Source organism: Halarcobacter sp. (assembly GCF_963675975.1).
Classification (GTDB): domain Bacteria; phylum Campylobacterota; class Campylobacteria; order Campylobacterales; family Arcobacteraceae; genus Halarcobacter.
Genome location: NZ_OY780939.1, coordinates 747285 through 770049, shown reverse-complemented (window position 1 = coordinate 770049; position 22765 = coordinate 747285). Strand labels below are relative to the sequence as shown.

General features: G+C 30.0%; 29 protein-coding genes. 27 read left to right on the top strand and 2 right to left on the bottom strand.

Annotated elements, in window-relative coordinates; all coding sequences use genetic code 11:
- Positions 1 to 214: 214 nt before the first annotated feature.
- From nifN to ACKU3H_RS03755, 14 genes are all read left to right on the top strand, one after another.
- Positions 215 to 1513, top strand: a complete 1299-nt coding sequence (nifN, locus tag ACKU3H_RS03820; RefSeq protein WP_320035652.1) for a nitrogenase iron-molybdenum cofactor biosynthesis protein NifN — start codon at positions 215 to 217, stop codon at positions 1511 to 1513.
- Positions 1503 to 1880, top strand: coding sequence for a hypothetical protein (locus ACKU3H_RS03815; RefSeq protein WP_320035651.1), 378 nt, complete (start codon positions 1503 to 1505; stop codon positions 1878 to 1880). Before nifN ends, ACKU3H_RS03815 begins: the two co-directional genes overlap by 11 nt.
- 1 nt (position 1881) lies before the next feature.
- Complete coding sequence (locus ACKU3H_RS03810) at positions 1882 to 2403, top strand: redoxin family protein (protein WP_320035650.1); 522 nt, start codon at positions 1882 to 1884, stop codon at positions 2401 to 2403.
- Positions 2403 to 2861: an ankyrin repeat domain-containing protein gene (locus ACKU3H_RS03805; protein ID WP_320035649.1), complete on the top strand. Its 459-nt coding sequence runs from the start codon at positions 2403 to 2405 to the stop codon at positions 2859 to 2861. The genes ACKU3H_RS03810 and ACKU3H_RS03805 overlap by 1 nt, the downstream gene beginning before the upstream one ends.
- Positions 2836 to 4086, top strand: coding sequence for a nitroreductase family protein (locus ACKU3H_RS03800; protein WP_320035648.1), 1251 nt, complete (start codon positions 2836 to 2838; stop codon positions 4084 to 4086). The genes ACKU3H_RS03805 and ACKU3H_RS03800 overlap by 26 nt, the downstream gene beginning before the upstream one ends.
- Before the next feature lies 1 nt (position 4087).
- Positions 4088 to 4390, top strand: a complete 303-nt coding sequence (locus ACKU3H_RS03795) for a hypothetical protein (RefSeq protein ID WP_320035647.1) — start codon at positions 4088 to 4090, stop codon at positions 4388 to 4390.
- Between the two features lie 62 nt (positions 4391 to 4452).
- Complete coding sequence (locus ACKU3H_RS03790) at positions 4453 to 4848, top strand: NifB/NifX family molybdenum-iron cluster-binding protein (RefSeq protein WP_320035646.1); 396 nt, start codon at positions 4453 to 4455, stop codon at positions 4846 to 4848.
- Positions 4848 to 5276, top strand: a complete 429-nt coding sequence (locus tag ACKU3H_RS03785) for a NifX-associated nitrogen fixation protein (protein ID WP_320035645.1) — start codon at positions 4848 to 4850, stop codon at positions 5274 to 5276. The genes ACKU3H_RS03790 and ACKU3H_RS03785 overlap by 1 nt, the downstream gene beginning before the upstream one ends.
- Before the next feature lie 23 nt (positions 5277 to 5299).
- Positions 5300 to 5821, top strand: a complete 522-nt coding sequence (locus ACKU3H_RS03780) for a flavodoxin (RefSeq protein WP_320035644.1) — start codon at positions 5300 to 5302, stop codon at positions 5819 to 5821.
- 81 nt (positions 5822 to 5902) lie between these two features.
- Positions 5903 to 6238, top strand: coding sequence for a nitrogenase-stabilizing/protective protein NifW (locus tag ACKU3H_RS03775; protein ID WP_320035643.1), 336 nt, complete (start codon positions 5903 to 5905; stop codon positions 6236 to 6238).
- A complete protein-coding gene (locus tag ACKU3H_RS03770; protein WP_320035642.1) occupies positions 6228 to 6638 on the top strand; it encodes a nitrogen fixation protein NifZ in 411 nt (136 codons plus the stop codon). The genes ACKU3H_RS03775 and ACKU3H_RS03770 overlap by 11 nt, the downstream gene beginning before the upstream one ends.
- Before the next feature lie 89 nt (positions 6639 to 6727).
- Complete coding sequence (locus ACKU3H_RS03765) at positions 6728 to 7066, top strand: hypothetical protein (RefSeq protein WP_320035641.1); 339 nt, start codon at positions 6728 to 6730, stop codon at positions 7064 to 7066.
- Between the two features lie 12 nt (positions 7067 to 7078).
- Complete coding sequence (locus ACKU3H_RS03760; protein WP_320035640.1) at positions 7079 to 7375, top strand: 2Fe-2S iron-sulfur cluster-binding protein; 297 nt, start codon at positions 7079 to 7081, stop codon at positions 7373 to 7375.
- Between the two features lie 69 nt (positions 7376 to 7444).
- Positions 7445 to 8692 carry an RNA polymerase factor sigma-54 gene (locus ACKU3H_RS03755; protein WP_320035639.1) on the top strand — a complete coding sequence of 416 codons (1248 nt, stop codon included), beginning with the start codon at positions 7445 to 7447 and terminating at the stop codon, positions 8690 to 8692.
- 114 nt (positions 8693 to 8806) lie between these two features.
- Here ACKU3H_RS03755 and ACKU3H_RS03750 read toward each other — a convergent pair whose 3' ends face one another.
- The gene (locus ACKU3H_RS03750) at positions 8807 to 9430 is read right to left on the bottom strand and encodes an MOSC domain-containing protein (RefSeq protein ID WP_320035638.1); all 624 of its coding nucleotides are present in this window, start codon (positions 9428 to 9430) and stop codon (positions 8807 to 8809) included.
- Between the two features lie 9 nt (positions 9431 to 9439).
- Entirely contained in the window at positions 9440 to 10795 is a 1356-nt protein-coding gene (locus ACKU3H_RS03745; RefSeq protein WP_320035637.1) for a phospholipase D-like domain-containing protein, read from the bottom strand.
- Positions 10796 to 11104: 309 nt separating this feature from the next.
- Between ACKU3H_RS03745 and nifH the strand changes: the two genes are divergently transcribed.
- The 13 genes from nifH (at position 11105) to ACKU3H_RS03680 (ending at position 22764) form a co-directional block, all read left to right on the top strand.
- Positions 11105 to 12013, top strand: coding sequence for a nitrogenase iron protein (gene nifH / locus ACKU3H_RS03740; RefSeq protein ID WP_320035636.1), 909 nt, complete (start codon positions 11105 to 11107; stop codon positions 12011 to 12013).
- 68 nt (positions 12014 to 12081) lie between these two features.
- Entirely contained in the window at positions 12082 to 12441 is a 360-nt protein-coding gene (locus tag ACKU3H_RS03735) for a hypothetical protein (RefSeq protein WP_320035635.1), read from the top strand.
- Positions 12442 to 12472: 31 nt separating this feature from the next.
- Positions 12473 to 13930: a nitrogenase molybdenum-iron protein alpha chain gene (gene nifD / locus ACKU3H_RS03730; protein ID WP_320035634.1), complete on the top strand. Its 1458-nt coding sequence runs from the start codon at positions 12473 to 12475 to the stop codon at positions 13928 to 13930.
- Between the two features lie 11 nt (positions 13931 to 13941).
- Positions 13942 to 15489 carry a nitrogenase molybdenum-iron protein subunit beta gene (gene nifK, locus ACKU3H_RS03725; RefSeq protein WP_320035633.1) on the top strand — a complete coding sequence of 516 codons (1548 nt, stop codon included), beginning with the start codon at positions 13942 to 13944 and terminating at the stop codon, positions 15487 to 15489.
- A 138-nt stretch (positions 15490 to 15627) separates the two neighbouring features.
- Positions 15628 to 16410: a TOBE domain-containing protein gene (locus ACKU3H_RS03720; protein WP_320035632.1), complete on the top strand. Its 783-nt coding sequence runs from the start codon at positions 15628 to 15630 to the stop codon at positions 16408 to 16410.
- Between the two features lie 20 nt (positions 16411 to 16430).
- Positions 16431 to 17177 carry a molybdate ABC transporter substrate-binding protein gene (gene modA, locus ACKU3H_RS03715; protein ID WP_320036461.1) on the top strand — a complete coding sequence of 249 codons (747 nt, stop codon included), beginning with the start codon at positions 16431 to 16433 and terminating at the stop codon, positions 17175 to 17177.
- Positions 17174 to 17575, top strand: a complete 402-nt coding sequence (locus ACKU3H_RS03710) for a TOBE domain-containing protein (RefSeq protein ID WP_320035631.1) — start codon at positions 17174 to 17176, stop codon at positions 17573 to 17575. The genes modA (ACKU3H_RS03715) and ACKU3H_RS03710 overlap by 4 nt, the downstream gene beginning before the upstream one ends.
- Positions 17568 to 18269: a molybdate ABC transporter permease subunit gene (modB, locus tag ACKU3H_RS03705; RefSeq protein WP_320035630.1), complete on the top strand. Its 702-nt coding sequence runs from the start codon at positions 17568 to 17570 to the stop codon at positions 18267 to 18269. Before ACKU3H_RS03710 ends, modB (ACKU3H_RS03705) begins: the two co-directional genes overlap by 8 nt.
- Positions 18266 to 19120, top strand: coding sequence for an ATP-binding cassette domain-containing protein (locus ACKU3H_RS03700; protein WP_320035629.1), 855 nt, complete (start codon positions 18266 to 18268; stop codon positions 19118 to 19120). Before modB (ACKU3H_RS03705) ends, ACKU3H_RS03700 begins: the two co-directional genes overlap by 4 nt.
- A gap of 11 nt (positions 19121 to 19131) precedes the next feature.
- Entirely contained in the window at positions 19132 to 19836 is a 705-nt protein-coding gene (gene modA, locus ACKU3H_RS03695) for a molybdate ABC transporter substrate-binding protein (RefSeq protein ID WP_320035628.1), read from the top strand.
- A 1-nt stretch (position 19837) separates the two neighbouring features.
- Positions 19838 to 20518 (top strand): molybdate ABC transporter permease subunit, encoded by a 681-nt coding sequence (modB, locus tag ACKU3H_RS03690; protein ID WP_320035627.1) that lies wholly within the window; start codon positions 19838 to 19840, stop codon positions 20516 to 20518.
- A gap of 25 nt (positions 20519 to 20543) precedes the next feature.
- Positions 20544 to 21392, top strand: a complete 849-nt coding sequence (gene modD / locus ACKU3H_RS03685) for a ModD protein (protein WP_320035626.1) — start codon at positions 20544 to 20546, stop codon at positions 21390 to 21392.
- 262 nt (positions 21393 to 21654) lie between these two features.
- A complete protein-coding gene (locus ACKU3H_RS03680) occupies positions 21655 to 22764 on the top strand; it encodes an aldo/keto reductase (protein WP_320035625.1) in 1110 nt (369 codons plus the stop codon).
- Position 22765 lies beyond the last annotated feature (1 nt).

Here is a 22765-nt window from a genome sequence, read left to right as displayed (position 1 = left end):
TGTACAACCCATAAACTTGATTTTCAATTAATAGTAATTAAAATAATTAAAAATAACTTTCATATATGCACCTATAAATAATACTTTTATTAATATATTTGAGTTTATATAATAAAAAAATAATTAAATAAATATCTTTTAAATTACTGAATTGTAATTTATTTTTCTTTTGGAACACTTTTTGCATAAAAATAAAAAAGATAGAGGAAAAAACATGGAAGCAATTAGCTCAAAACCCTTACAATTAAATCCAATAAAATTATCTCAACCAATGGGTGCTATGTTATGTTTTTTAGGTATTAAAAACTGTATGCCTCTAATGCATGGGGCACAAGGTTGTGCTTCTTTCTCAAAAGTATTTTTCACAAGACACTTTAATGATCCAATAGCAGTACAAACTACAGCAGTAAATGATATTACAGCAGTTATTGATGGTGGAGACTATTCAATATCTGAATCAATAAAAAATATTACAAGCAAAGTAAAACCTGATTTAGTAGGACTTTTTACAACTGGACTAACTGAAACAAAAGGTGATGATATAAAAGGAGCAACTATTTTGCTTCAAGACCAACAAACAATTTGTTATGTAAATACACCAGACTTTGAAGGTTCTATAGAGAGTGGTTTTGCAAAATCTGTTGAAGCAATTATTGATCAATTAGTAACATCATCCGATGCAGTTGATACTCAAAAAGCAGTGATAATTCCAAATGTAAATATAAAACCAATAGAGATAGAAAAAATCAAAGACACAGTTGCTTTATTTGGATATGAAGTTGTAGCTTTACCAGATTTAAGTGATTCTTTAGATGGGCACTTAGGATTAAAACAAGGAGCTCTTAGTTCAGGAGGTATTTCTCTTGAAGAGATAAAAGAATTAGCAACAGCATCTTTAGTTATAACAGTTGGAAGTAGTGTAAAAAAAGCTGGACAAAAACTAAAAGAGAAAAATGAAAAAATAAATCTTTTCCATTATGATTCATTGGGTGGATTAGAAAATAGTGATAGATTCTTTAAAGACCTATGTGCAGTAAAAGATGTATCAAAACCACATCCAAGCATTGTTAGATGGAGAAAAAGACTGCAGGATGCTCTTTTAGATACACACTTTGCATTGGGAAGTTCATCTGTAGTTTTAGCTTTAGAGCCTGACCAATGTATATCTATAGCAAATACGATTATAGAAGCAGGGGCAAATATTAAAGCTATTATCACTACGCATAAAAATGACCTTTTAGATGAGATAGAGTGTGAGAACCTTCTAATTGGAGACTTTGAAGATGTTGAGAAGTATTTAGAAGATAGTGAAATACTAATATCAAGTTTTCATGGAGAAAGATACACAATGAAACATAAAAAAGCATTGATGTTAAGAGGCTTCCCTGATTATGAAGGAGTTGGGAATCAACTTAAAAACGACATTCTTTATGAGGGAAGTGCCTATTTACTTTTTGAGATGGCTAACATCATAAATAATCACAGACATGAGGTAAATCATGATGAGCATTAATTTACAAAGACCTATTGTTCCTGCCATAGGCTTACAAATGATAAATGGAAAAACAAGGCTATTGGGAATTCCAAAAGATAAAGTTCAAGTTGTAATGACTCTACCAAATATTGAAGAGTTTAATGAACAACTACATGAAGCTATAGAATTTTTTAAAGATAGAGCAGATTCTTTTATTATAACATCAAGCTCAATTGAAGAGTGTGAAAAAACAATAGAAGATTTTGATTTAAACCAGAATCTTATCTCGAGGGAGTTTAAAGATTTTTCAAAAGTATTTAAAGTACTTGATGAAAATAGAAAATTAAAAAAATCATTAATGATAATTGATACAAACTGTCAAATTACACATAAGGATATTTTATAAAATGGAAGTTAAATACAAAAAAGAAGTATACACACTAGGTAGAAAAGAAAGAAAACTTGAAAGTGAAGCACCAGCAGTTAGAGTAAAAATGGTAGGTGGAGAAACAAAAGTTATAGGAATGATGGCACCAAAAATACAAGTTATGATTACTCTACCTTGTATAAAAGCATATAACAACGGTTTACACAATGTTATTCAAGAATATTCGTCAAAAGCTATAGTTTATATTATTACAAAAAGTAGTGATGATAATTTAGAAAAAGTGAAAGCTGCATATTCTATAGATGAAAACTTTATCTCAAATGATTTCAAAGATTTTTCACTTAAATTTGGAGTTAATATGAGTGAAGAGCTTATTGCTAAATCTTTATTTGTAATAGATAAAGAGGGTGTTATTAAATATAAACAAATACCAACAAATATTGAAACAAGTTTTGATTTAGATGAATTTAAAAATGCACTTGATGAAGTAGTTAACTTCAAACAAAAAGGTCATACTCATGAAAACTGGATGGGTGTATAATGTCTTTTACTGATAACTTAAGAGTCTGGCTTAGAGAAAATGACTACGATATAAACGACCTAAATAAACAAGGTCGGCATGGAAACTCAGCTGTAATGAAAGCAGCAAGAGAAGCAAATATTGATGTGGTAAAAGAGCTTATAGGAAGAGGTGCAAATTTAGATATAAAAAATGTCGATGGAAACACTGCTTTATGGAATGCTTGTTTTGGTTCATCATATGAATGTTTTTATGCACTTATTGATGCAGGTATAGATGTAGACTCTATGAATGACAATGGAGTTACAGCATTAATGTATTGTGCAAGTGCAGGAAAAGATGATTTTGTAAAACTATTAATTGAAAACAATGCTGATGTGACTTTAGAAAACTTGGATGGATTTAAAGCAATTGACCTAGCTGTAACTCCAAAAATATTTAAAATGCTGAAGAATGCAACAGCTCCACAAGCAAACTGACATAACACTAAAAAACTCCTTTGAGCAAACCCAATTTATAGATTGGAGAACTCAAGCAAGGAGTTATAAACTCTATCCCAATTTTTTTCGAAGATACAATATTGATGAATATGAAGAATTAAGATTTATAAAGAATTTTGGAAAAATCACTACAACAAAAAAATATGGAAAAGAAGAAGTAAATTTAAGAGCAAATCCAAGTGCAGGAGGTCTTTATCCTTGTGAAGTTTATATTCAAATAAGAGGGATAAAAGGTTTTTTATCTGGAATTTACCATTATGAACCATTAAATAATAATTTAACCCTAATCCATGAATTAAGCAATGATGGACTTGAATATTACTTTAATACAGATTCTAAAAAATTCATTTTTCTTATTAGCAATGTTTATTTTAGAAGCTCATGGAAATATGATAAAAGGGCAAATAGATATTTACTTTTAGACACAGGACATCAGTTAGCATCCATTTATACTTCTCTAAAAAATGAAAATATAAGTTTTGACTTTGAATTTAATTTTGACAAAAAAAATCTAAATAAAGAGTTTGGCTTTGATACACAAGAGTTTTTTCAATGTGCAATCTTAGTAGATAATGAAAAAGATACAAAACCTAAACAGTTAAGAGAAACTCTTGTAAGTGTAGCTCCAACTGATTATTTTATAAAGAATATATTTTTAGAAGAGTTTATAAAAAGAATAGAAGATGAAAAAATAGAAGAGAAAATAGATTCTAGGATTTTTGAAAATTTAGAGATAAAAAATATTCAAAACTCAATTGATAAAAGAAGATCTATTAGAGGTTTTAAAAAAGAGTCAATATCAAAAAATGAGTTTGAAGAGCTTACTAAAGATATTTTTGAAATAGCACAAAAAATTAATATAGAACTTTATTTTATAAATAACAATATAAAAGATATGAAACAAGGTGTTTACAAAAATGTAACATTAGTAGAAGAGGGCGATTTTAAGCCTACTGCAGCCAAGTTAGCCTTTAATCAAAAGCTTGGAGGAGATAGTTGCTTTACACTTTTTTTTACGGCAAATGAGAATTCTAACTATCTTGTTAGCTATATTTTTTCTGCTTTTTTAGCACACATAATAAATCTTAGATGTACAAACTTAGATATTGGATGTAGTGGAATAGGTGCTTATTTTGATGATGAATCAAAAAAAGTTTTAAACACAACAAACAATATACTTTATCTACAAGCCATAGGAAAATAATATGAGTAAAGAGACCTATTTAAATATTTATAAAAAATATGACTTATATAGAAGTGATATCTATATGTTAACAGAAGAGAAACCAGCAGAAATATTTTTTCTATTTGAAGAGGTATGTGAAGAGCTTGTGGAACAAAGGGCTATAAATAGGCAGCTTCCTCCTGAGTTTATAAAAAATGCCCAACTTTTTTTAGGTCAAAATACTTTTATAAATGTATATTTCTCTTTTATAGATAATAGAGCTTTTTTTCTTAGTGACTTAATCGATTTTCTAGCCTTAATAAGATCTGCAAAAAAAATTTAAAAAATCTATTTTTATTGTGGAACACTTCTTGCATATATCCTAATAAATTAAAGGATGATGCCATGAGTAATATTAAAATAACTTCAAACACGTCAGGTGAGGGTATGATCAAAGTAGCTTTCGCTACTAAAGATTTAGAAAACATAGATTCACACTTTGGAAGTGCAAAGCAATTTGCAATTTATGAGATAAGTAAAACTTCTACAAATATGAGTGAAATAAAAAAAGTTGATGAAAAAGATACAGATAAAACTGTAGCTTTATTAGATGGTATTGATATTGTATATTTTACAAATGTTGGAGCTATTGCTGCAGCTAAACTGATTAATAGTGGTATTTTTACAATTAAATATAAAGAGGTAGTTGGAATTGAACAAGAGGTTAAAAAACTTCAAGATATGTTAAATGGCAATCCACCACCTTTTATCAAAAAAATTATTGAAAAAAAGGTTGCATAATGGATGCTAAAAAACTTTTTGTTGAAACTTTAATTGGTCAAATCAGAGCATTAGACCAGTTTGGAACTTGGGCAAATAAATCTGATGAAGAGTTACTGCAAGAAAAATATGTAAAATCAAAAGAGGAATTAAAAAATATTCCTATTATTGCAGATATTGATGAGATGCAAACTCAAGATATCAGACTTATATATCAAGCAGTAGCTCTTGCATTTGAGAAAATGACTACAGTTATGTGCTCAGTTGTAATGGAGATGAGTCATGAAGGTTTTGGTAGAGTTGTAGTATTTGCAAATGATATTGTGTTATGTGATAAAGGGTTTAAAGATGCCCATAGATTTTCATTTAGAACTTTAGAAAAACTTGAAGAAGAGGGTGAAAAACTACTTATCAAAGCTGAAGAAAAATACAAAAAATATAAAAGTTAATAAAAAGAAGAAGGAGAAGAATAATGGCAAAGATGGGAATTTTCTGTGGAACTGCTGGTGGAACGTCAATGGCTGTGGCGGATGCATTAGCTGAGGCTTTTGGAATTGAAGAAGATGATGTAATCAATATGGAAGAAGATTTTGATGATATCGAGCAATTTGAAGACTATGATGTATTATTTATAGGAAGTTCAACTTGGGGACAAGGTGATGTTCACTTCTCATGGGTTGACCCTCAACTTGAAATGGAAGATGAAGAGATGGATTTATTTGGAAAAACTGTAGCATTTTTTGGTGCAGGGGACAGTGTAAAACATGGTGAGCATTTTTGTTCAGCATTAGGAAAACTACATAAAACATTTACATCTTTAGGAGCTAAGGCTGTTGGTTCTGTTGAAAAAGATGGTTATAAATATGAGTTTTCTTTAGCTGAGATGGATGGGAAACTTTGTGGTTTAGCAATTGATAATCACAATGAAGAAGATAAAACAGAAGAAAGAATTGAAAGCTGGATTTCAAACTTAAAGGGACAAATTCCTGCATAAGTGAATTTTTAATCTTTTTTCTAGATTAAATAAATAAGTAAAAGGGCTATATATAAATTGTAGCATGAAAAGGAGTTAATTATGGCAACTGTAGAAGATTTTTATAAACTAAGAGATACAGAAGATTATTTCAGATTTTTTAATATCGATTTTGATCAATCATTAATCAATGTAAAAAGATTTCATATGATGAAAGAGTATGGAACTTTAATCAAAAAAGGTATTGGAACTATTACTGATGAAAATAAACTTCTTGAATTTTTAAAGTTTTCACTTTTAAGAGTTTATGGTGATTATAAAAATGGTCATGCTCCAAGCGCAGCTGATGTTTGGAATATGTATGAAACAGGAAAATTAGAAGGTTGTTCTTCATGTGGTACAACAGGAACTTCAACGGGAGGTTCATGTGGCTGCTAAAGGAATAAACCATGATGAAATAGTTAACCCAAATACTTATCTTCACGACAGTGTAACTGCAAGTAGATCAGGAAAAGATGAAGACACAGCAAAATTTGGTGTTGGACAAAAAGTTAAACTTATCAAAGAGATAGTAAATGATGGAACTTATCCACACTCTCCAATAGGTACACTTATGATGCCTGCTGGATCGATTGGTTATATTAAATCAATTGGAGAATTTCTTCAAGTTATTCGTGTATATGAAGTTCATTTTCTAGGTGTAGAAGAAGCACCTGTAGAAGTAGTTGGCTGTAGAGAAAATGAACTTGAAGCTATGGAGAACTATAGAAACGAAGTTGACGAAGAACTTGAGTTTATGAGAAAACATAGAGAGAAGTATTACAGCAAAGAGGATTAATACTTCCAATACCAAGTCAAATGAAAGAGTTTAAAGAACTTTTTCGTATGGCTTGGTATAAAAACCAATCTAAGGAAAGGAGAAGAGATATGGCAAAAGTTATTTTTATGCATTTTGATACTAAAACTGATGGTGTTTATGATGCAAAAATCGGTGAACCAATTGTAAGATTAGCAAAAGAGAAAGGTGTTCCAGTACCTTCTGATACTAAAGATTATTCTAAATGTTTAATCACTGTTGAGAATCTTGCAGATGAAGAACCAACAAGTTATATGGAGGATGAAGAGTTAGATCTTCTAGTACAATTTGGGGCTATTTCAGCTGAAGAAGCAGAACAATGTCAACAATTTACAATTAGCCCAAAAGTTAGAATAGCGCCTATGATGCTTGTTAAAGGTGACATTCTAGTAAAACCATTTAAAAAATAGTAAGGAAACAAAATGACAACAAGAGTAGAAATTATTAATGACTTTTTAGCAATTAATGTTAAACCAGGAAGTACAATTCAAGATGTAGTTGAAGCTTCAGGTTCAGCTTTACCATTCGGATGTAGAGATGGTGAATGTGGTACTTGTGTAGTAGAAGTTGAGCAAGGTATGGAATTTTTATCTGAAATCAATGAAAAAGAAGTAAAAGTTATTAAAGAAGCTTGCGCTGGAACTTGTACTGATAACACTAGACTTTCATGTCAAATGAAAGTTGTTAAACCAAATGGTGTAGTTAGAATTAAATACTAATTACAAATTTAGTCAAAAAATAAACAGAGAATTGCCTAAATCCTTTGTGGGTTTGGGCATAATACTTTAATGGCACCTACACTATCGACCTCAGTTGCTCAAAAGCAAAATCTTAATTTATCTTTGAAGATGTGGCTACCAATGCTACAAACTTCACTACAAGACCTAGAGAAACACCTAAAAAATGTCTCTTATGAAAACCCTTTTTTAGAGATTAAAAAACCAAAAGAGTTTTATAATAATTTTATGCCTCAAGGAACAAGTGGAGAGTTTATAGAATCTCTTGCTTTATATAGTGAATCGTTAAATGATAAAATAAGTGAACAAATTTGTGCACCAAACTTCCCAACTCCAAATTCACAAAAAGTTGCATTGGAAATACTTTGTGATATAAATGAAGATGGTTATTTTGAAGGGGATATAGAAAAAATAGCTATTACCTGTAATGTATTTAAAGAGTATGTAGAGTCTATAAGACAAAGATTTTCAAGACTAGAACCAGCTGGAATAGGAGCAATAGATTTATCAGAGTCATTTTTATTTCAATTAGATGCTTTTGATAAAGATATTGATGATGAATTATATAATTTTATAAAGAAAATTATAAAAGATATAGCTCACTTAGATAAATATGCAGCACACCATAGATTTGAAGATGCAAAAAACATAATTAAATATTTTAATAATCCACCAGCAGTAGATTATATAAATACAAATGTACAAATAATCCCAGATTTTTATGTGGATATTGGCGAAGATATAAATGTAAGAATCAATCATGCTTATTATCCAGATATAGAAGTAAAAGATCCTTTCTCATCAAAAAATGAAACTATAAAAGAGAAACTAAAAGAAGCAAGAGATTTAGTAAACCTATTAAATTTACGAAAATCAACTCTTTATAAAATTGTTTTACTAATAGTTGAAAAACAAATAGGTTTTTTTGTAGGGGGTGAGCTTAAACCCTTTTCAATGCAAGAGTTAGCAAAAGAGTTAGGATTTGCAGAATCAACAATAAGTAGAGCAGTTGCAAATAAATATATAGAGTGTAGTTTAGGAATTTTTCCTTTAAAACACTTTTTTACAAATGCAGTAAACAACAAAGATTTATCTTCATCACAAATAAAAAGTTATATAAAATCCCTTGTGGAATATGAAGATAAAGAAAGCCCATTAACAGATCAACATATCCTAGAGATGATATTTGAAAAATTTGATCTAAAAATGGTTAGACGTACAATCACAAAATATCGAAAAATGTTAGACATACCCTCTTCAAAAGAGAGAAAGAAACTCTACAAGGTAGAAAATCTATAAGAAAAGAGTTTCAAGCGAAACTTGCAAAGCAATGTTGAGAAAGAAACTCTACAAGGTAGAAAATTTATAAAAAAATTTTTTTTATATTTAACTCAAAGATTATCAACTCAACAGCTATGAATTATTTTCGCCAAGTTTTTTGATAAAATCTTTTTTATAAGATTTTGCAATAGAATCAAGATTTAAAATATCTTCAATAATATTTCTATCACTTGGAACAGATTTTAGATATTTTGATAAATCTTTTATTGTAAGATTTGATACTCTTTTTTCCAGAACCATTTTATCACTTGTTTTTATTGTTCCCTCGTTTAAAACTCTAACATACCAACCTGTAGCAAAATTTTTAACTATATATCGATTAATCTCTTTTCCAAAAATAACACCGATTTTCCAGCACGGTTGTCTTGGCTGTGTAACTTCAAGTCTTACCTCACCAACTTTATAAATATCTCCAGCGCAAACACTATCTTCTGTTAACTCATCAACTATAATATTGCATCCCATAAATAGTTTATCAAATGTTGGATTTTCATCTAAATGAACATATGATCCAATATGAATAGCTTTATCTTCACCACCATGAAATCTTTTATCAACTTGAATATCACCAGCAATGCCTAAGCTATCAACTTTTATAGAATCTACAAAATTGTCTTTTTTGTAAGCACTTTCAAACTCTTCATGTTTTTTAAGATACTTTTTTGCTTTTCCAGTTGCGATAGTTCTTATTTTCATTTTTTTCCTTTATAATTGTGGAGCAATAACTCTCATAAGATTCTCAGAGATAACTCTTACTCCTGAAGCTTTATTTATCCCTATTACTGAATTATCAATAAGTTCTTTCATCCAGTTTTCTACAGTTGATACAGTTTCATATGAAGAAACAAAAGTTGAAACTTCATAATTTAAAAATAAACTTCTGTTATCTAAATTTACACTTCCAATCATTGCCCACTTATTATCAAACAATATAGCTTTTGCATGTAACATAGGACCTCTGTAAAGCAAGATATCAATCTCATTTTCTTGTAACTCCCGTAAAAAAGAGTTTCTAGCAAGATCGGCAACAAGATGATTAGATTTACTAGGAGTGATAAGTTTAATATCAAGCCCCTTATGTTTGGCAATAATCAAAGCTTTACTTAGAGTCTCATTTGGTATAAAATATGGTGTAACTATCCATATTCTTTCTTTTGCGGAAAATATTTTATTTAAAATTGTTTCATACAAAATATCGGTTTTTACATCTGGACCACTTGGAAGGACTCTAATTTTATCATTACCATCTTCATACATAGGTATTAAATCAAAAGTTAATCTCTCTTTTGTAGCATAAAACCAATCTGATGCAAAAATTGTAAAAAAATCTTCAACACATCTTCCTTTACAAGAAAAAAGTATATCTTCCCATCTATTTCGAATATATTCTTTTCCAAAATACTCTTTTGAAAGATTAATCCCTCCACTTAATACCTTTTGATTATCAAAAATATAGATTTTTCTATGATTTCTCAAATTTATATAATTTCTAAAAGGTATTTTAAATATTGGCATAAAAAATTCAATCTCTACACCCAACTCTTTTAAACCAGTTAATCTTCTTTGAAAAAAATATGTAGATAAAGAACCTAAAGAATCAATCAAAATTTTTATCTTAACTTGCTCTTTAGCTTTTTGCTCAAGTAGTTCTATAATCTCTTTAGTAACATCATCATATTTAAAAACATAGGTGCAAATATATATACTCTTTTTAGATTCAAGTATAGATTTTTTGAATTCATTATATGATTCTATATAATCAAAATAAAGTTCAATCTTTCCATTTGAAGCATTGTTATATATTTCAAACTCTTTATTATCTTGAGAAGAACCTTCTTTTTCAATACTTATATTTTCCTCTTTATATTTAGTTCTTACTTTTCTTGTACCAAATATAAAATATAAAATAACTGCTAAATAAGGTACTAATATCATAAAAAGTATCCAAGCTATCATAGAGCTTGGTTCTCTTCTTTTATATATCATATGTATTAATACTAATATAATGGTAAATTCTCTAAGTAAAACTAATCCATATAAAATAAAATTTGAAAATTCCAATTGTGTTTTGTCCTTCAATAACTCTAAATTGATTTTACACAAAATAACTTTTATATGTTTCATTAAATTGTAAAAATTCAAAAAAAGTATCAAAAAATTTTAAAATTTACAAAATTTACATCACTTTTGCAGAAGTGTAAACAAGACAAAAAAACTCCTATTTATGGTATCTAGAGAATATTTTATTTTTTAAATCCCGATTTATTGGGCGTTGTAAATAAATTTGAAAATTTTTTTCAAAAAAAATATCTCTGTGGAACACTAAGTGCAATATTCATTTTCGTAAATATGAAAATCAAAGGAGATAAAATGTCAGATTTAAGACAAATAGCGTTTTACGGAAAAGGTGGGATTGGTAAATCAACTACATCTCAAAATACTTTAGCAGCAATGTGTCACTACTATAGTAAGAAAATTTTAATTGTTGGGTGTGACCCAAAAGCGGATTCAACAAGATTAATCTTACACGAAAAAGCACAGTCTACAATTATGCAATTAGCTTCTGAAGCTGGTACAGTTGAAGATTTAGAATTAGAAGATGTATGTAAACCAGGTGCGGATGAGTTCCACCCAGATAATGAAGAGATTACTGAAGGTTACATTATGTGTACTGAGTCTGGTGGACCAGAGCCAGGTGTTGGATGTGCAGGTAGAGGGGTTATTACTGCAATTAACTTCTTAGAAGAAGAGGGTGCATATGATGACGAACTAGATTTCGTTTCTTATGACGTACTTGGAGACGTTGTTTGTGGTGGATTTGCTATGCCAATTAGAGAAGGTAAAGCTCAAGAGATTTATATTGTAATGTCTGGTGAGATGATGGCTATGTATGCAGCTAACAACATTTCTAAAGGTATTTTAAAATATGCAAACACTGGTGGAGTTAGACTTGCTGGTTTAATCTGTAATGCAAGAATGACAGATAGAGAGTATGACCTAGCTAAACACTTAGCACAACAAATTGGTACTCAAATGATTCACTTCGTTCCAAGATCTAACCACGTTCAAAGAGCTGAGTTAAGAAGAATGACAGTTGTTGAGTTCTCACCATCATCTGACCAAGCTATGGAATATAAAGAATTAGCTAGAAAAATCATTGAAAATGATATGAAAGTTATTCCTGCTCCATTAGAAATGGATGACCTAGAAAACCTATTAATGGAATTTGGTTTAGAAGAAGAAGTAGAAGAAGGTGCAATTGGACAAAAAGAAGCGTAAGCCTCTTTCCCAATTGGACAATAACAAGAAATAAAATATATATAAAAAGAAAAAATAAGGAGAAGAAAATGTTTATATGTGGATACCACTTCCCAGCTGATATGGGTAACGATGTAAGTTTTGATAAAGTAATTGAAAAAGTTGAAGATGGATTAGATGCAGCAGGTAAATCTGTTACTATAACTGCAGAAACTAGAGAGGGAACTCTTTTAGAAACTATTGAAGTAGCAGAGGGTACTTTTGCTCATAAAGCATTAGTTGACTATTACAACAACACTGAGTGTGCTGAAAAAGATGGTTTCAAAATGATTTATTATACAAATAAATACCAAATTTCTGAAATCTCTAAATCAGTAGATGGTGCATCAACTAAAGATTTATGTAAAAAATTAGATGACATGAATCTATACAGAGTAAAAGTAGCGTAAGCTTCTTTTCTCACTTAAAGAAGGAGAAAATATGGGACCAGAAACATTAGAGAGTCTACAAAAAGAAGCTATTGAGGAAGTACTATCTGCTTATCCTGCAAAAGCTGCTAAAAACAGAGCTAAGCACTTAGGTGTTGATTCACCAGAAGGTGTTAAAGGTGCTTGTGATAAAACAAGATCAAACAAACAAACTGTACCAGGTGTTATGTCGCAAAGAGGTTGTGCTTATGCGGGATCTAAAGGGGTTGTTTGGGGACCAATCAAAGATATGATTCATATCTCTCATGGACCTATCGGATGTGGTCAATACTCAAGAGGTGGTAGAAGAAACTACTACATCGGGACAACAGGTATTGATACATTTGTAACAATGAACTTCTCTACAGACTTCAACGAAAAAGACATCGTATTTGGTGGAGATAAAAAACTTAAAAAAGCTTTAGAAGAGATTGATGAATTATTCCCATTAAACAATGGTGTATCAATTCAATCTGAGTGTCCAATTGGTCTTATCGGTGACGATATCCAAGCGGTAGCTAAAGTACATAAAAAAGAAACTGGTAATCAAACAATTGCAGTATCATGTGAAGGATTTAGAGGGGTTTCTCAATCTCTTGGTCACCACATTGCAAATGATATGATTAGAGACCACGTTATGCCAGATGCATCTCATAGAAAAGATTATGAAGCAACTGATTATGATGTATCAATTATTGGGGACTACAACATCGGTGGTGATGCTTGGTCAACAAGAATTTTATTAGAAGAAATGGGATTAAGAGTTATTTCTCAATGGTCAGGTGATGCTACTTATAAAGAGATTGCAAACGGACCTAAAGCAAAATTAAACTTACTTCACTGTTATAGATCTATGAACTATATTTCTAGACACATGGAACAAGAGTTTGGTATACCTTGGATGGAATATAACTTCTTCGGACCTTCAAAAACAACTGAGTCTTTAAGAAAAATTGCTTCATTCTTTGATGAATCAATTCAAGAGAAAACAGAAGCTGTTATCGCTAAATATACTGCAATGACTGATGCTGTTATCGCTAAATATAGACCTATGTTAGAAGGTAAAAAAGTAATGCTTTATGTTGGTGGATTAAGACCAAGACACGTTATTGGAGCTTACGAAGATTTAGGAATGGAAGTAATCGGTACTGGTTATGAGTTCGCTCACGGTGATGATTATAAAAGAACTAAACACGATATCGAAAGATCTACTCTAATCTATGATGATGCAAATGAGTATGAATTAGAAGAATTCGTTAAGAAGTTAAGACCTGACTTAGTTGCTGCTGGTGTTAAAGAGAAATATGTATTCCAAAAAATGGGATTACCATTTAGACAAATGCACTCTTGGGATTACAGTGGTCCATACCATGGGTATGATGCTTTTGCTATTTTTGCAAGAGATATGGATTTAGCTATGAACTCTCCTGTATGGGATCATACTACAGCTCCATGGGATAAAGAAGCGTAAGGAGAAGTAGGATGCAAGACGTAGAAAACATAGTAAACGGACAAAAATTATTTTTAAAACCTGAATATCAAGAAGTTTTAAAAAACAAAAAACAATTCGAAGGTTCAGCTGGTGCAGTTGCTCCTGAAAAAGTAGCAGAAATTGCTGAGTGGACAAAATCTTGGGAATATAGAGAAAAGAACTTGAGCCGAGAAGCAATCACTGTTAACCCAGCTAAAGCTTGTCAACCTTTAGGTGCTGTTATGGTAGGTTTAGGTTTTGAAAACACTATGCCTTACGTTCATGGTTCTCATGGATGTGTTGCATACTTTAGAACATATTTTACTAGACACTTTAAAGAGCCAACTCCTTGTGTATCTGACTCAATGTCTGAATCTGCAGCTGTTTTTGGTGGTTTAGCAAATATGAAAGATGGTTTAAGAAACTGTAACGCTTTATATAAACCTGAAATGATTGCTGTATCTACTACATGTATGGCAGAAGTAATCGGTGATGACTTAAACGCATTCATTACTGGTGCTAGAGAAGAAGCTGAAGGTGAATTAGATAATATCGAAATCCCTTATGCTCATACTCCATCATTCGTAGGATCTCATATTACTGGTTATGATAATATGATGAAATCTACTTTAGAGCAATTAAACCCATCTAGATCTGAAGCAGTTTTAGATGAAGAAAGAATTAACATCATCCCTGGTTTTGAACCATATTTAGGGTCTTTAAGAGAGATCAAAAATATTTCTAAGCTATTCGGTGACAAAATCATTATGATTGGTGACCATGAAGAGCAATGGGATACTGGAGCTGGTGAATATAAATTATATGCTGGTGGTACTAAAATCGCTGATGCTAAAACAGCTATCAACGCTAAAGCTACTATCTCATTACAAAAATATTCTACAGTTTCAACTGCTAAGACTATTAAAAACAAATGGAAACAAACTTACGAAACTTGTAATCCAATTGGTTTAAGTGGTACTGATGCATTTGTTATGAAATTAGCTGAATTAACTGGTAAAGAAGTTCCTGCTGAACTTAAAAACCAAAGAGCTAGACTTGTTGATGCTATGCAAGATTCTTATCCATATATGCATGGTAAGAAATTTGCAATCTGGGGAGATCCTGACTTCTTATTAGGTCTTGTTTCTTTCTTAGTTGAAATGGGTTCTATCCCAACTCACATTGTATGTCACAATGCTCCTAGAAAAGGTTGGCAAGAAGATATGCAAGCTATCTTAGAGAAATCTAATAGAGCTGATGAGTGTAATATTTGGCCAAACAAAGACTTATGGGCATTAAGATCATTATTATTTACTGAACCAGTAGATTTCATGATCGGTAATGTTTATGGTAAAGAGCTTTATAGAGATACTAAAACTCCATTAATCAGAATTGGTTTCCCAATTTTTGATAGACATCACTTACATAGATACTCTATGAGTGGTTATGAAGGTGGTATCAACTTATTAACTTGGATTACTAATGGTATCTTAGACCAATTAGATGAAGAGACTAAAGATATTGCTGAAACAGATTATTTCTTCGATGCAGTAAGATAATAATTTTTGAAAAACTAGAGGAAAACCTCTAGTTTTTTTTAAGTTATCGTTATATACTAAGGAACATAATGCTATGATGTTCTTTAGATTTTTTTTAAATACCGTTATATACTTAAATATATAACAAAAGGATAGAAAGTGGAAATATCGTCAAGTTTAACTCTAGAATTACTTAACCAACCTTTTTTACTAGAAAAAAGAATAGATCTTTTATTTGCTATTAAAAAGTGTGGTTCTATAAGTAAAGCAGCAAAAGAAGTACCAATGAGTTATAAAAAAGCTTGGGAAGCAATCAATACGATGAACAACCTATCAACTAGTCCTGTAGTTCATACAGAAACTGGTGGAAAAGGTGGAGGAGGAACAAGTTTAACTCAATATGGAGAAAATATACTTAAAACATACCTTGTATTAAAAGAGGAACATAACAAGTTTCTAAACAACTTAAAAAATATGGCTGATATTGATACAGGTACCTTAAAAAATATTGGGAGATTAGCAATGCAAATAAGTGCAAGAAACCAAATAAGTGGAATGGTCGAATATATAAATGAAGGAAGGGTAAATGCAGAAGTTTTTATAAAACTTAAAAGTGGATATACCCTAGTTTCAAATATAACAAAAGGGGCTGTAACTAACTTGGGTCTTTGTGTAGAAGATGAAGTAACAGCAATTTTTAAATCAAGTACAGTACTTTTAACAACAGATTTTACACTTAATATTAGTGCTAGAAATAAATTCCAAGGTGTAGTAGAGAGTATTCATGAAGGTGAAGTTAATTCGGAAGTTATTATTGATATTGGAGGAAGTGATAAAATTGCATCAGTTATAACATCTAGTTCAATAAAAACTTTAGGCTTAAAAGAGGGAAGCAAAGTTAGTGCCGTAATAAAAGCTAGTGATATTATGGTTGGTAAATAATTTAATAGGAGAATAAAATGATAAAAAAGATTTCGTTAGTATTAGTTTTTTTAGTAAGTAGTGTGTTTGCAGATAAAATAAATCTTGCGGTAGCAGCAAATGTTAGTTATGCAATTGGTGAATTAAAAGCAGAGTTTAATAAAATTTATCCAGATATTGAAGTTACTGAAACACTTACAAGTAGTGGTAAATTAACTGCACAAATTAAAAATGGTGCACCATATGATCTATTTATGGCAGCAAATATGAAATACCCAAATGCTTTATATAAAGATGGTTTAGCAGTTACAAGACCACTTATTTATGCTCAAGGTTCTTTAGCATATTTAAGTAACTCACAATTAGATTATTCTAAAGGAATAAATCTTGTAAAAGAATCAAATATAAAGAAGATTGCAATTGCAAATCCAAAAACAGCCCCATATGGAAAAGCAGCAGTTGAAGCTATGACAAATGGTGGAGTTTATGATGAAGTTAAAGGTAATTTAGTATTTGCAGAATCAATTTCTCAAACAGTTACATATGCATTAACAGCAACAGATGTTGGTTTTATAGCTAAATCAACACTTTATAGTGATAAAATGAAACAATACAAAAAAGGTGTTAACTGGGAAGATGTTGATTCTAAACTTTATACACCAATTAATCAAGGAATTGTTTTATTAAAAAGAGCAGAAAACAATCCTAGTGCTGCAGCATTTTATACATTTATGTTAAGTGCGAAAGCTAAAAAAATATTAAATGATTACGGATATTTAGTACCATGAATAAAATAGTTGCAACTATTTCTCAAATTCACAATATTGATAACCTCAATATTGTGGAGTTTGATTTTTCTAATTTAAAATTAAAGATGATGAGTCTTGATTTAAGTGATAAAATAAAAACAGGTCAAAAAGTTATATTAACAGTTAAACCAACAAATATAGCTATGGCAAAAAATTTACAAGGGGATTTGAGTTACTCAAATCAGCTTCCTGCAAAAATTATAAAAATTGAAGAGGGAAAACTTTTAACAGTTGTAAACACAAGAGTAAATGATACAGATTTACAATCTATATTCACAAGCTCATCTTTAAATAGAATGAAAATAAAAGAAAATGATAATGTTACACTTTTGTTTAAAGCAAGTGACTTATCTATATTGGACGTAGTAAATGATTGATATATTAAAAACATTAGAGTTTGAACCTTTTTTACTCTCTTTTAAGTTAGCAGGAATTACAACTTTGATTTTGTTTGTAATAGCAATGCCACTTAGCTGGTATTTATCACAAACAAAGTCAAAACTAAAACCAGTATATGAAGCAATAACTGCTTTACCAATTGTACTACCACCATCTGTTTTAGGTTTTTATCTTCTTTGGGCTTTATCTCATAACTCGCCACTTGGAGTTTTTTTTGAAGAGTTGTTTGGAGTAAAATTGGTTTTTAACTTCTATGGTTTGGTTATAGCTAGTTGTTTTTACTCACTTCCATTTATGGTACAACCTTTACAAAGTGGATTTGAAAGTGTAAATAAAAATATGCTTGAAGCTAGTTTTATTGCAGGAAAAGGGAAAATACAAACACTACTAAAAGTAGCCTTGCCAAATATAAAACCCTCACTTATGACTGCTATTATTGTAACTTTTGCCCATACAGTAGGTGAATTTGGAGTTGTACTAATGGTAGGGGGAAGTATTCCAGGAGAAACAAAAGTAGCTTCTGTTGCAATCTATGAATTTGTTGAGATTATGGATTACAAAGCTGCTCATATTTATAGTGCACTAATGGTTTTAATAAGTTTTCTTGTTCTTCTTAGTGTATATATCTTTAACCATAAACAAAATAGAAAATTTAGTGGAATTCACAAATGATAAAAATTGATATAAAAAAAGAGCTTCATGGCTCTACTGGAAAAATGGATTTAAATGTAAATCTTGAAATAGAAAGTGGTGATTTTCTAGCTTTAGCAGGTGTTAGTGGAAGTGGAAAAACAACTCTACTTAGAATACTTGCAGGTTTAGAAGAAGCAAAAGGAACACTAAAAGTTGATGATGAGATTTGGTTAAATGAAAAGTTTTGTTTGCCACCACAAAAAAGAAAAATTGGTTTTGTTTTTCAAGATTATGCCCTTTTTCCTAATATGACAGTTTTAGATAATCTTTTATATGTAACAAAAGATAAAGAGTTAGCAAACTATTTACTTGAAATTACAGAATTGAAAGAACTTTCTAAAAGATTACCAAATAGTTTAAGTGGTGGACAAAAGCAAAGGGTAAGTCTTTGTAGGGCTATGATGAATAAACCTAAACTTTTACTTATGGATGAACCTTTGTCTGCATTAGACCCAAATATGAGAACAAAGCTTCAAAATGAGATTTTACAGCTTCATAAAGAGTTTAATACCACAACAATAATGGTAAGTCATGACCCAAGTGAAATATATAGACTAAGTAATAGAGTAATTGTTTTAAATCAAGGATTAGTTACAAAAGATGGAAAAGCAAAAGATATACTACTTCAAACAACAGGAAGTGCAAAATTTTCTTTAGAAGGTGAGCTTTTAGCAATAACAAAAGTTGATGTAATCTATGTGGCTATTGTAGCAATTGGTCAACAAATTGTTGAGATTGTTATAAGTAGTGAAGAAGCCCAAGATTTAAAAATCGGAGAAAAAGTAAATGTTAGTACAAAAGCTTTTGCTCCAATGATAAAACAAAATTAAAAAGGATAAAAATGTTTAATAGAATATTGATACTAACACTTATATCAACTCTTTTTTTAAATGCAGATGATTTAAAAATAGCTGCAGGAGCTGGTTATAAAAAAGTTGTTCTTAAAGTAATAAAAGAGTATGAAAAAGATGGAAAAAACATAGATGGTTTTTTTGGAAATATGAGACAAGTTTCTACTCAAGTAAAACAAACTGACATTGCTTTAATCATAGGTGATAAAAACTTTTTATTAAACAAAAGTGGACTTGATATAAAAGAGTATTCAAGTGTTGGAAAAGGTAAGGTTGTAATTGCTTATCCAAAAGGAAAAACGCTTACTTCATCAAAAGATTTATTAAAAAAAGAGATAAAAAAAATTGCAATGCCCCAACCTAAAAAGGCTATTTATGGTATTGCCGGATTGGAATTTCTTAAAAATGAAGAACTTTACAAAAATGTAGAAGATAAATTATATGTGGTTGCAACAGTACCTCAATCTTTAACATATGTACTTACTAAAGAGGTTGATGCAAGTATTATAAACCTAACAGCTGCATTAGAAAATAAAGATAAAATAGGTGGATATATTGAAGTTAATCCAAATAGTTATTCACCTATAGAGATTATAGCAGCAAAAACCTCTTCATGTGAAAAAGAGTGTGAAGAGTTTTTAGAGTTCTTACAAACACCAAAAGCAAAAGAGATTTTTAAAGCATACGGACTATAAGATGGAAGCTATAGCCTTAGAACAAATTTCCAATCCCCTTTGGCTAAGCTTTAAAACTCTTCTTATAACACTAATTCTTTTTTTACTTTTAGGTGTACCTATCTCTTATCTTTTATCTAAAAAAGAGCTTCCTTTAAGGTGGCTTTTGGATACTTTAGTTACTTTACCTTTAGTATTTCCTCCCATAGCAGTAGGCTTCTTTTTACTTCTATTTTTAGGGAAAGAGAGTTTTATAGGACAAATACTTTTAAAAGCAAATATTGAGATAATCTTTAGTTTCACAGGGATTATAATTGCAGCATTTATTGCAGGACTTCCACTTATGGTTAAACCCTTGCAAGCAAGTATAGAACAATTTCCAAAAGAGATAAAAGAAGCCTCTTACTTAAGTGGTAAATCAAAGATATATACATTTTTGTTTATTATTCTTCCAACTATTAAAAATGCCTTGATTGTTGCATTATTAATTGCATCTGCAAGAGCTTTAGGTGAAGTTGGTATTACACTTATGTTAGGTGGAAATATAATTGGTAAAACCGATACCATATCTTTAGCCATATACAATGCAGTATTTGATGGAGAATACGATTTAGCAATGATATTAAGTGGAATATTAGTATTTATATCACTTTTATTCTTTTTGGCACTTAACTTTTTTGAAAAAAGGAAAAAAATATTATAATAAAATATATGAAAAAAGAGGATATATGTTTAACCTATCAATAACAGAACTAGAAAAATATATACAAGATGACATCCCATACGATGATTTAACTACAAGTTTACAAAATTGTAAGGATGAAAAAGCACAATTAGAAGTTTACACAAGAGAGGATATAGTGGTGTCTTGCACTGAGGAAGCTTCAAAAATTGCACAAATGTTAAACTGCGATGTTGAATATTTTGTAAAAAGTGGAGAAAGTATATCAAAAGGGGATATTCTTTTAAAATATACAGGTTTTTATGCAGATATACACAAAGCTTGGAGACTAACTCAAATTCTTTTAGAGTATAGTTGTAAAATCTCTACACAAGCCAAAAAGATGAAAAAACTAATTGATGAAGTAAATGATTCATGTGAACTTTTAACCACAAGAAAAACTTTTCCTTTCTCAAAAAGATTTTGTATAAAAGCAGCTATTGCTGGTGGAGCAATCCCACATAGGCTAGGGCTTTCAGAATCAATCTTATTTTTTGATGGGCATAGACTTTTATATAAAGATTCAAATGAGTTTTATGATGATATAAAAAGGATTAAAAAAAGCTCATCAGAAAAGAAAATTGCCGTGGAAAGTGAAGAGTATGAAGATAGTATTATGCTAATGAAAGCAGGAGTTGATACTTTACAATTAGATAAAATAGATTTTGACACTTTAAAAAAACTTGTTATGTACAAAAATGAACACTTTCCAAATATAAAAATCTTAGCAGCTGGAGGGATTAATCTCTCAAATGTACAAGAGTATGCTTCTTGTAAAATAGATGGGGTAGTTACTAGCTCAGTTTATGTAAGTGGTATGGCAAATTTAAGTAGCAATATCAAAATTATTCACTAGAGGAATATATCTTGCAATAACTCTAAAAAAATATGGAGTTTACCCATGGATATAGAAAAAGTAATATTTCCTCTAGTTTTAATTGCTTATATTACCCTTGCAATTTTATATGCAAACTATAAGCATAAGAAGAATTAAAATCAACGGAACACTTCTTGCATATAAATTAATACCTTTTGTAAATTAGATTTAAAGAGTAAGGAATTCAATGCCCCTTACTCTTTTATTTTTTACAAAAAAAATAAAGACGGGATAGATTCTTATGCAAGTGGCAACTACAGAAGCAACAGTAAATTATGCTAAAAAATTTTCCAACTACAAAGATTTTTATATAAAACATAATGATTTAATTTTTTCAAAACTTGGACTTGGAACATTTAATAAAGAACCTTATAAAGAGGAAAACTATGTTTTTCACTATATTGAAGGGGTTAAAGAATCAATCAAAAAAGGTATTAATCTAATTGATACTGCAAGTAATTATAGATATGGACAAAGTGAAAAAGAGATAGGTATTGCACTAAAAGAATTAATAGAAGAAGATGCTGTAAAAAGAGAAGAATTAATAATATGCTCAAAGGGTGGGTTTATCCAACTTGATTACCCATTTCCTGAAAATCCATATGAATGGATAAATGAAAATATAATAAAAGCTAAATTAGCAACACTAGATGATATAGAGTTAGATCAGCACTGTCTTAGTGCCGACTTTATAGAGTGGTCATGTAAAAAATCTTTAGAAAATGTAGGTATTGATACTTTTGATATATATTATCTGCATAATCCAGAGATGCAACTACTAAAATTAGGAAATGATAAATTTTTAAAAAAGATAGAATCTATATTTAAACGATTTGAAAAAATGGTTAATATGGGACTTATAAAATATTATGGTGTTGCAGTATGGAATGGTTTTATTAGTGAGATAAGTGGAGAGAATATAAACTTAGAAGATTTAGTAAAGATTGCACAAAAAGTTGGTGGAGATAAGCATCACTTTAAATATATTCAAACACCATTTAATATAGGAAAAACATCAATATATACTTTACCATCACAAACTGTAAATGGTGAAGAGTGTACACTATTACAAGCTGCACATAGACTTAAAATTGGAGTAATATCAAGTTCATCATTACTTCAAATGAATCTATTCAAAAAATCATTTAAACCAGAGACTGGTTACCTATTAGATCCTAAAATGATTTTAAAAAATGATATTCAACTAGCACTACAATTTGTTAGATCAACACCAGGAATTATAAGCTCACTTTTTGCATCAAAAGCACCTATTCACATAAGAGAGAATTTAGAGATAACAAAAATCAAAGCAACTCCTAGAGCAAACTACGACTTAATGTATAGAGTATAAA

What these genes read in the sequence shown, in the direction of transcription:
- nifN (WP_320035652.1), top strand. Translation starts at nt 215, where the DNA reads ATGGAAGCAATTAGCTCAAAACCCTTACAATTAAATCCAATAAAATTA.
- ACKU3H_RS03815 (WP_320035651.1), top strand. Translation starts at nt 1,503, where the DNA reads ATGAGCATTAATTTACAAAGACCTATTGTTCCTGCCATAGGCTTACAA.
- ACKU3H_RS03810 (WP_320035650.1), top strand. Translation starts at nt 1,882, where the DNA reads ATGGAAGTTAAATACAAAAAAGAAGTATACACACTAGGTAGAAAAGAA.
- ACKU3H_RS03805 (WP_320035649.1), top strand. Translation starts at nt 2,403, where the DNA reads ATGTCTTTTACTGATAACTTAAGAGTCTGGCTTAGAGAAAATGACTAC.
- ACKU3H_RS03800 (WP_320035648.1), top strand. Translation starts at nt 2,836, where the DNA reads ATGCAACAGCTCCACAAGCAAACTGACATAACACTAAAAAACTCCTTT.
- ACKU3H_RS03795 (WP_320035647.1), top strand. Translation starts at nt 4,088, where the DNA reads ATGAGTAAAGAGACCTATTTAAATATTTATAAAAAATATGACTTATAT.
- ACKU3H_RS03790 (WP_320035646.1), top strand. Translation starts at nt 4,453, where the DNA reads ATGAGTAATATTAAAATAACTTCAAACACGTCAGGTGAGGGTATGATC.
- ACKU3H_RS03785 (WP_320035645.1), top strand. Translation starts at nt 4,848, where the DNA reads ATGGATGCTAAAAAACTTTTTGTTGAAACTTTAATTGGTCAAATCAGA.
- ACKU3H_RS03780 (WP_320035644.1), top strand. Translation starts at nt 5,300, where the DNA reads ATGGCAAAGATGGGAATTTTCTGTGGAACTGCTGGTGGAACGTCAATG.
- ACKU3H_RS03775 (WP_320035643.1), top strand. Translation starts at nt 5,903, where the DNA reads ATGGCAACTGTAGAAGATTTTTATAAACTAAGAGATACAGAAGATTAT.
- ACKU3H_RS03765 (WP_320035641.1), top strand. Translation starts at nt 6,728, where the DNA reads ATGGCAAAAGTTATTTTTATGCATTTTGATACTAAAACTGATGGTGTT.
- ACKU3H_RS03760 (WP_320035640.1), top strand. Translation starts at nt 7,079, where the DNA reads ATGACAACAAGAGTAGAAATTATTAATGACTTTTTAGCAATTAATGTT.
- ACKU3H_RS03755 (WP_320035639.1), top strand. Translation starts at nt 7,445, where the DNA reads ATGGCACCTACACTATCGACCTCAGTTGCTCAAAAGCAAAATCTTAAT.
- ACKU3H_RS03750 (WP_320035638.1), bottom strand. Translation starts at nt 9,430, where the DNA reads ATGAAAATAAGAACTATCGCAACTGGAAAAGCAAAAAAGTATCTTAAA.
- nifH (WP_320035636.1), top strand. Translation starts at nt 11,105, where the DNA reads ATGTCAGATTTAAGACAAATAGCGTTTTACGGAAAAGGTGGGATTGGT.
- ACKU3H_RS03735 (WP_320035635.1), top strand. Translation starts at nt 12,082, where the DNA reads ATGTTTATATGTGGATACCACTTCCCAGCTGATATGGGTAACGATGTA.
- nifD (WP_320035634.1), top strand. Translation starts at nt 12,473, where the DNA reads ATGGGACCAGAAACATTAGAGAGTCTACAAAAAGAAGCTATTGAGGAA.
- nifK (WP_320035633.1), top strand. Translation starts at nt 13,942, where the DNA reads ATGCAAGACGTAGAAAACATAGTAAACGGACAAAAATTATTTTTAAAA.
- ACKU3H_RS03710 (WP_320035631.1), top strand. Translation starts at nt 17,174, where the DNA reads ATGAATAAAATAGTTGCAACTATTTCTCAAATTCACAATATTGATAAC.
- modB (WP_320035630.1), top strand. Translation starts at nt 17,568, where the DNA reads ATGATTGATATATTAAAAACATTAGAGTTTGAACCTTTTTTACTCTCT.
- ACKU3H_RS03700 (WP_320035629.1), top strand. Translation starts at nt 18,266, where the DNA reads ATGATAAAAATTGATATAAAAAAAGAGCTTCATGGCTCTACTGGAAAA.
- modA (WP_320035628.1), top strand. Translation starts at nt 19,132, where the DNA reads ATGTTTAATAGAATATTGATACTAACACTTATATCAACTCTTTTTTTA.
- modB (WP_320035627.1), top strand. Translation starts at nt 19,838, where the DNA reads ATGGAAGCTATAGCCTTAGAACAAATTTCCAATCCCCTTTGGCTAAGC.
- modD (WP_320035626.1), top strand. Translation starts at nt 20,544, where the DNA reads ATGTTTAACCTATCAATAACAGAACTAGAAAAATATATACAAGATGAC.
- ACKU3H_RS03680 (WP_320035625.1), top strand. Translation starts at nt 21,655, where the DNA reads ATGCAAGTGGCAACTACAGAAGCAACAGTAAATTATGCTAAAAAATTT.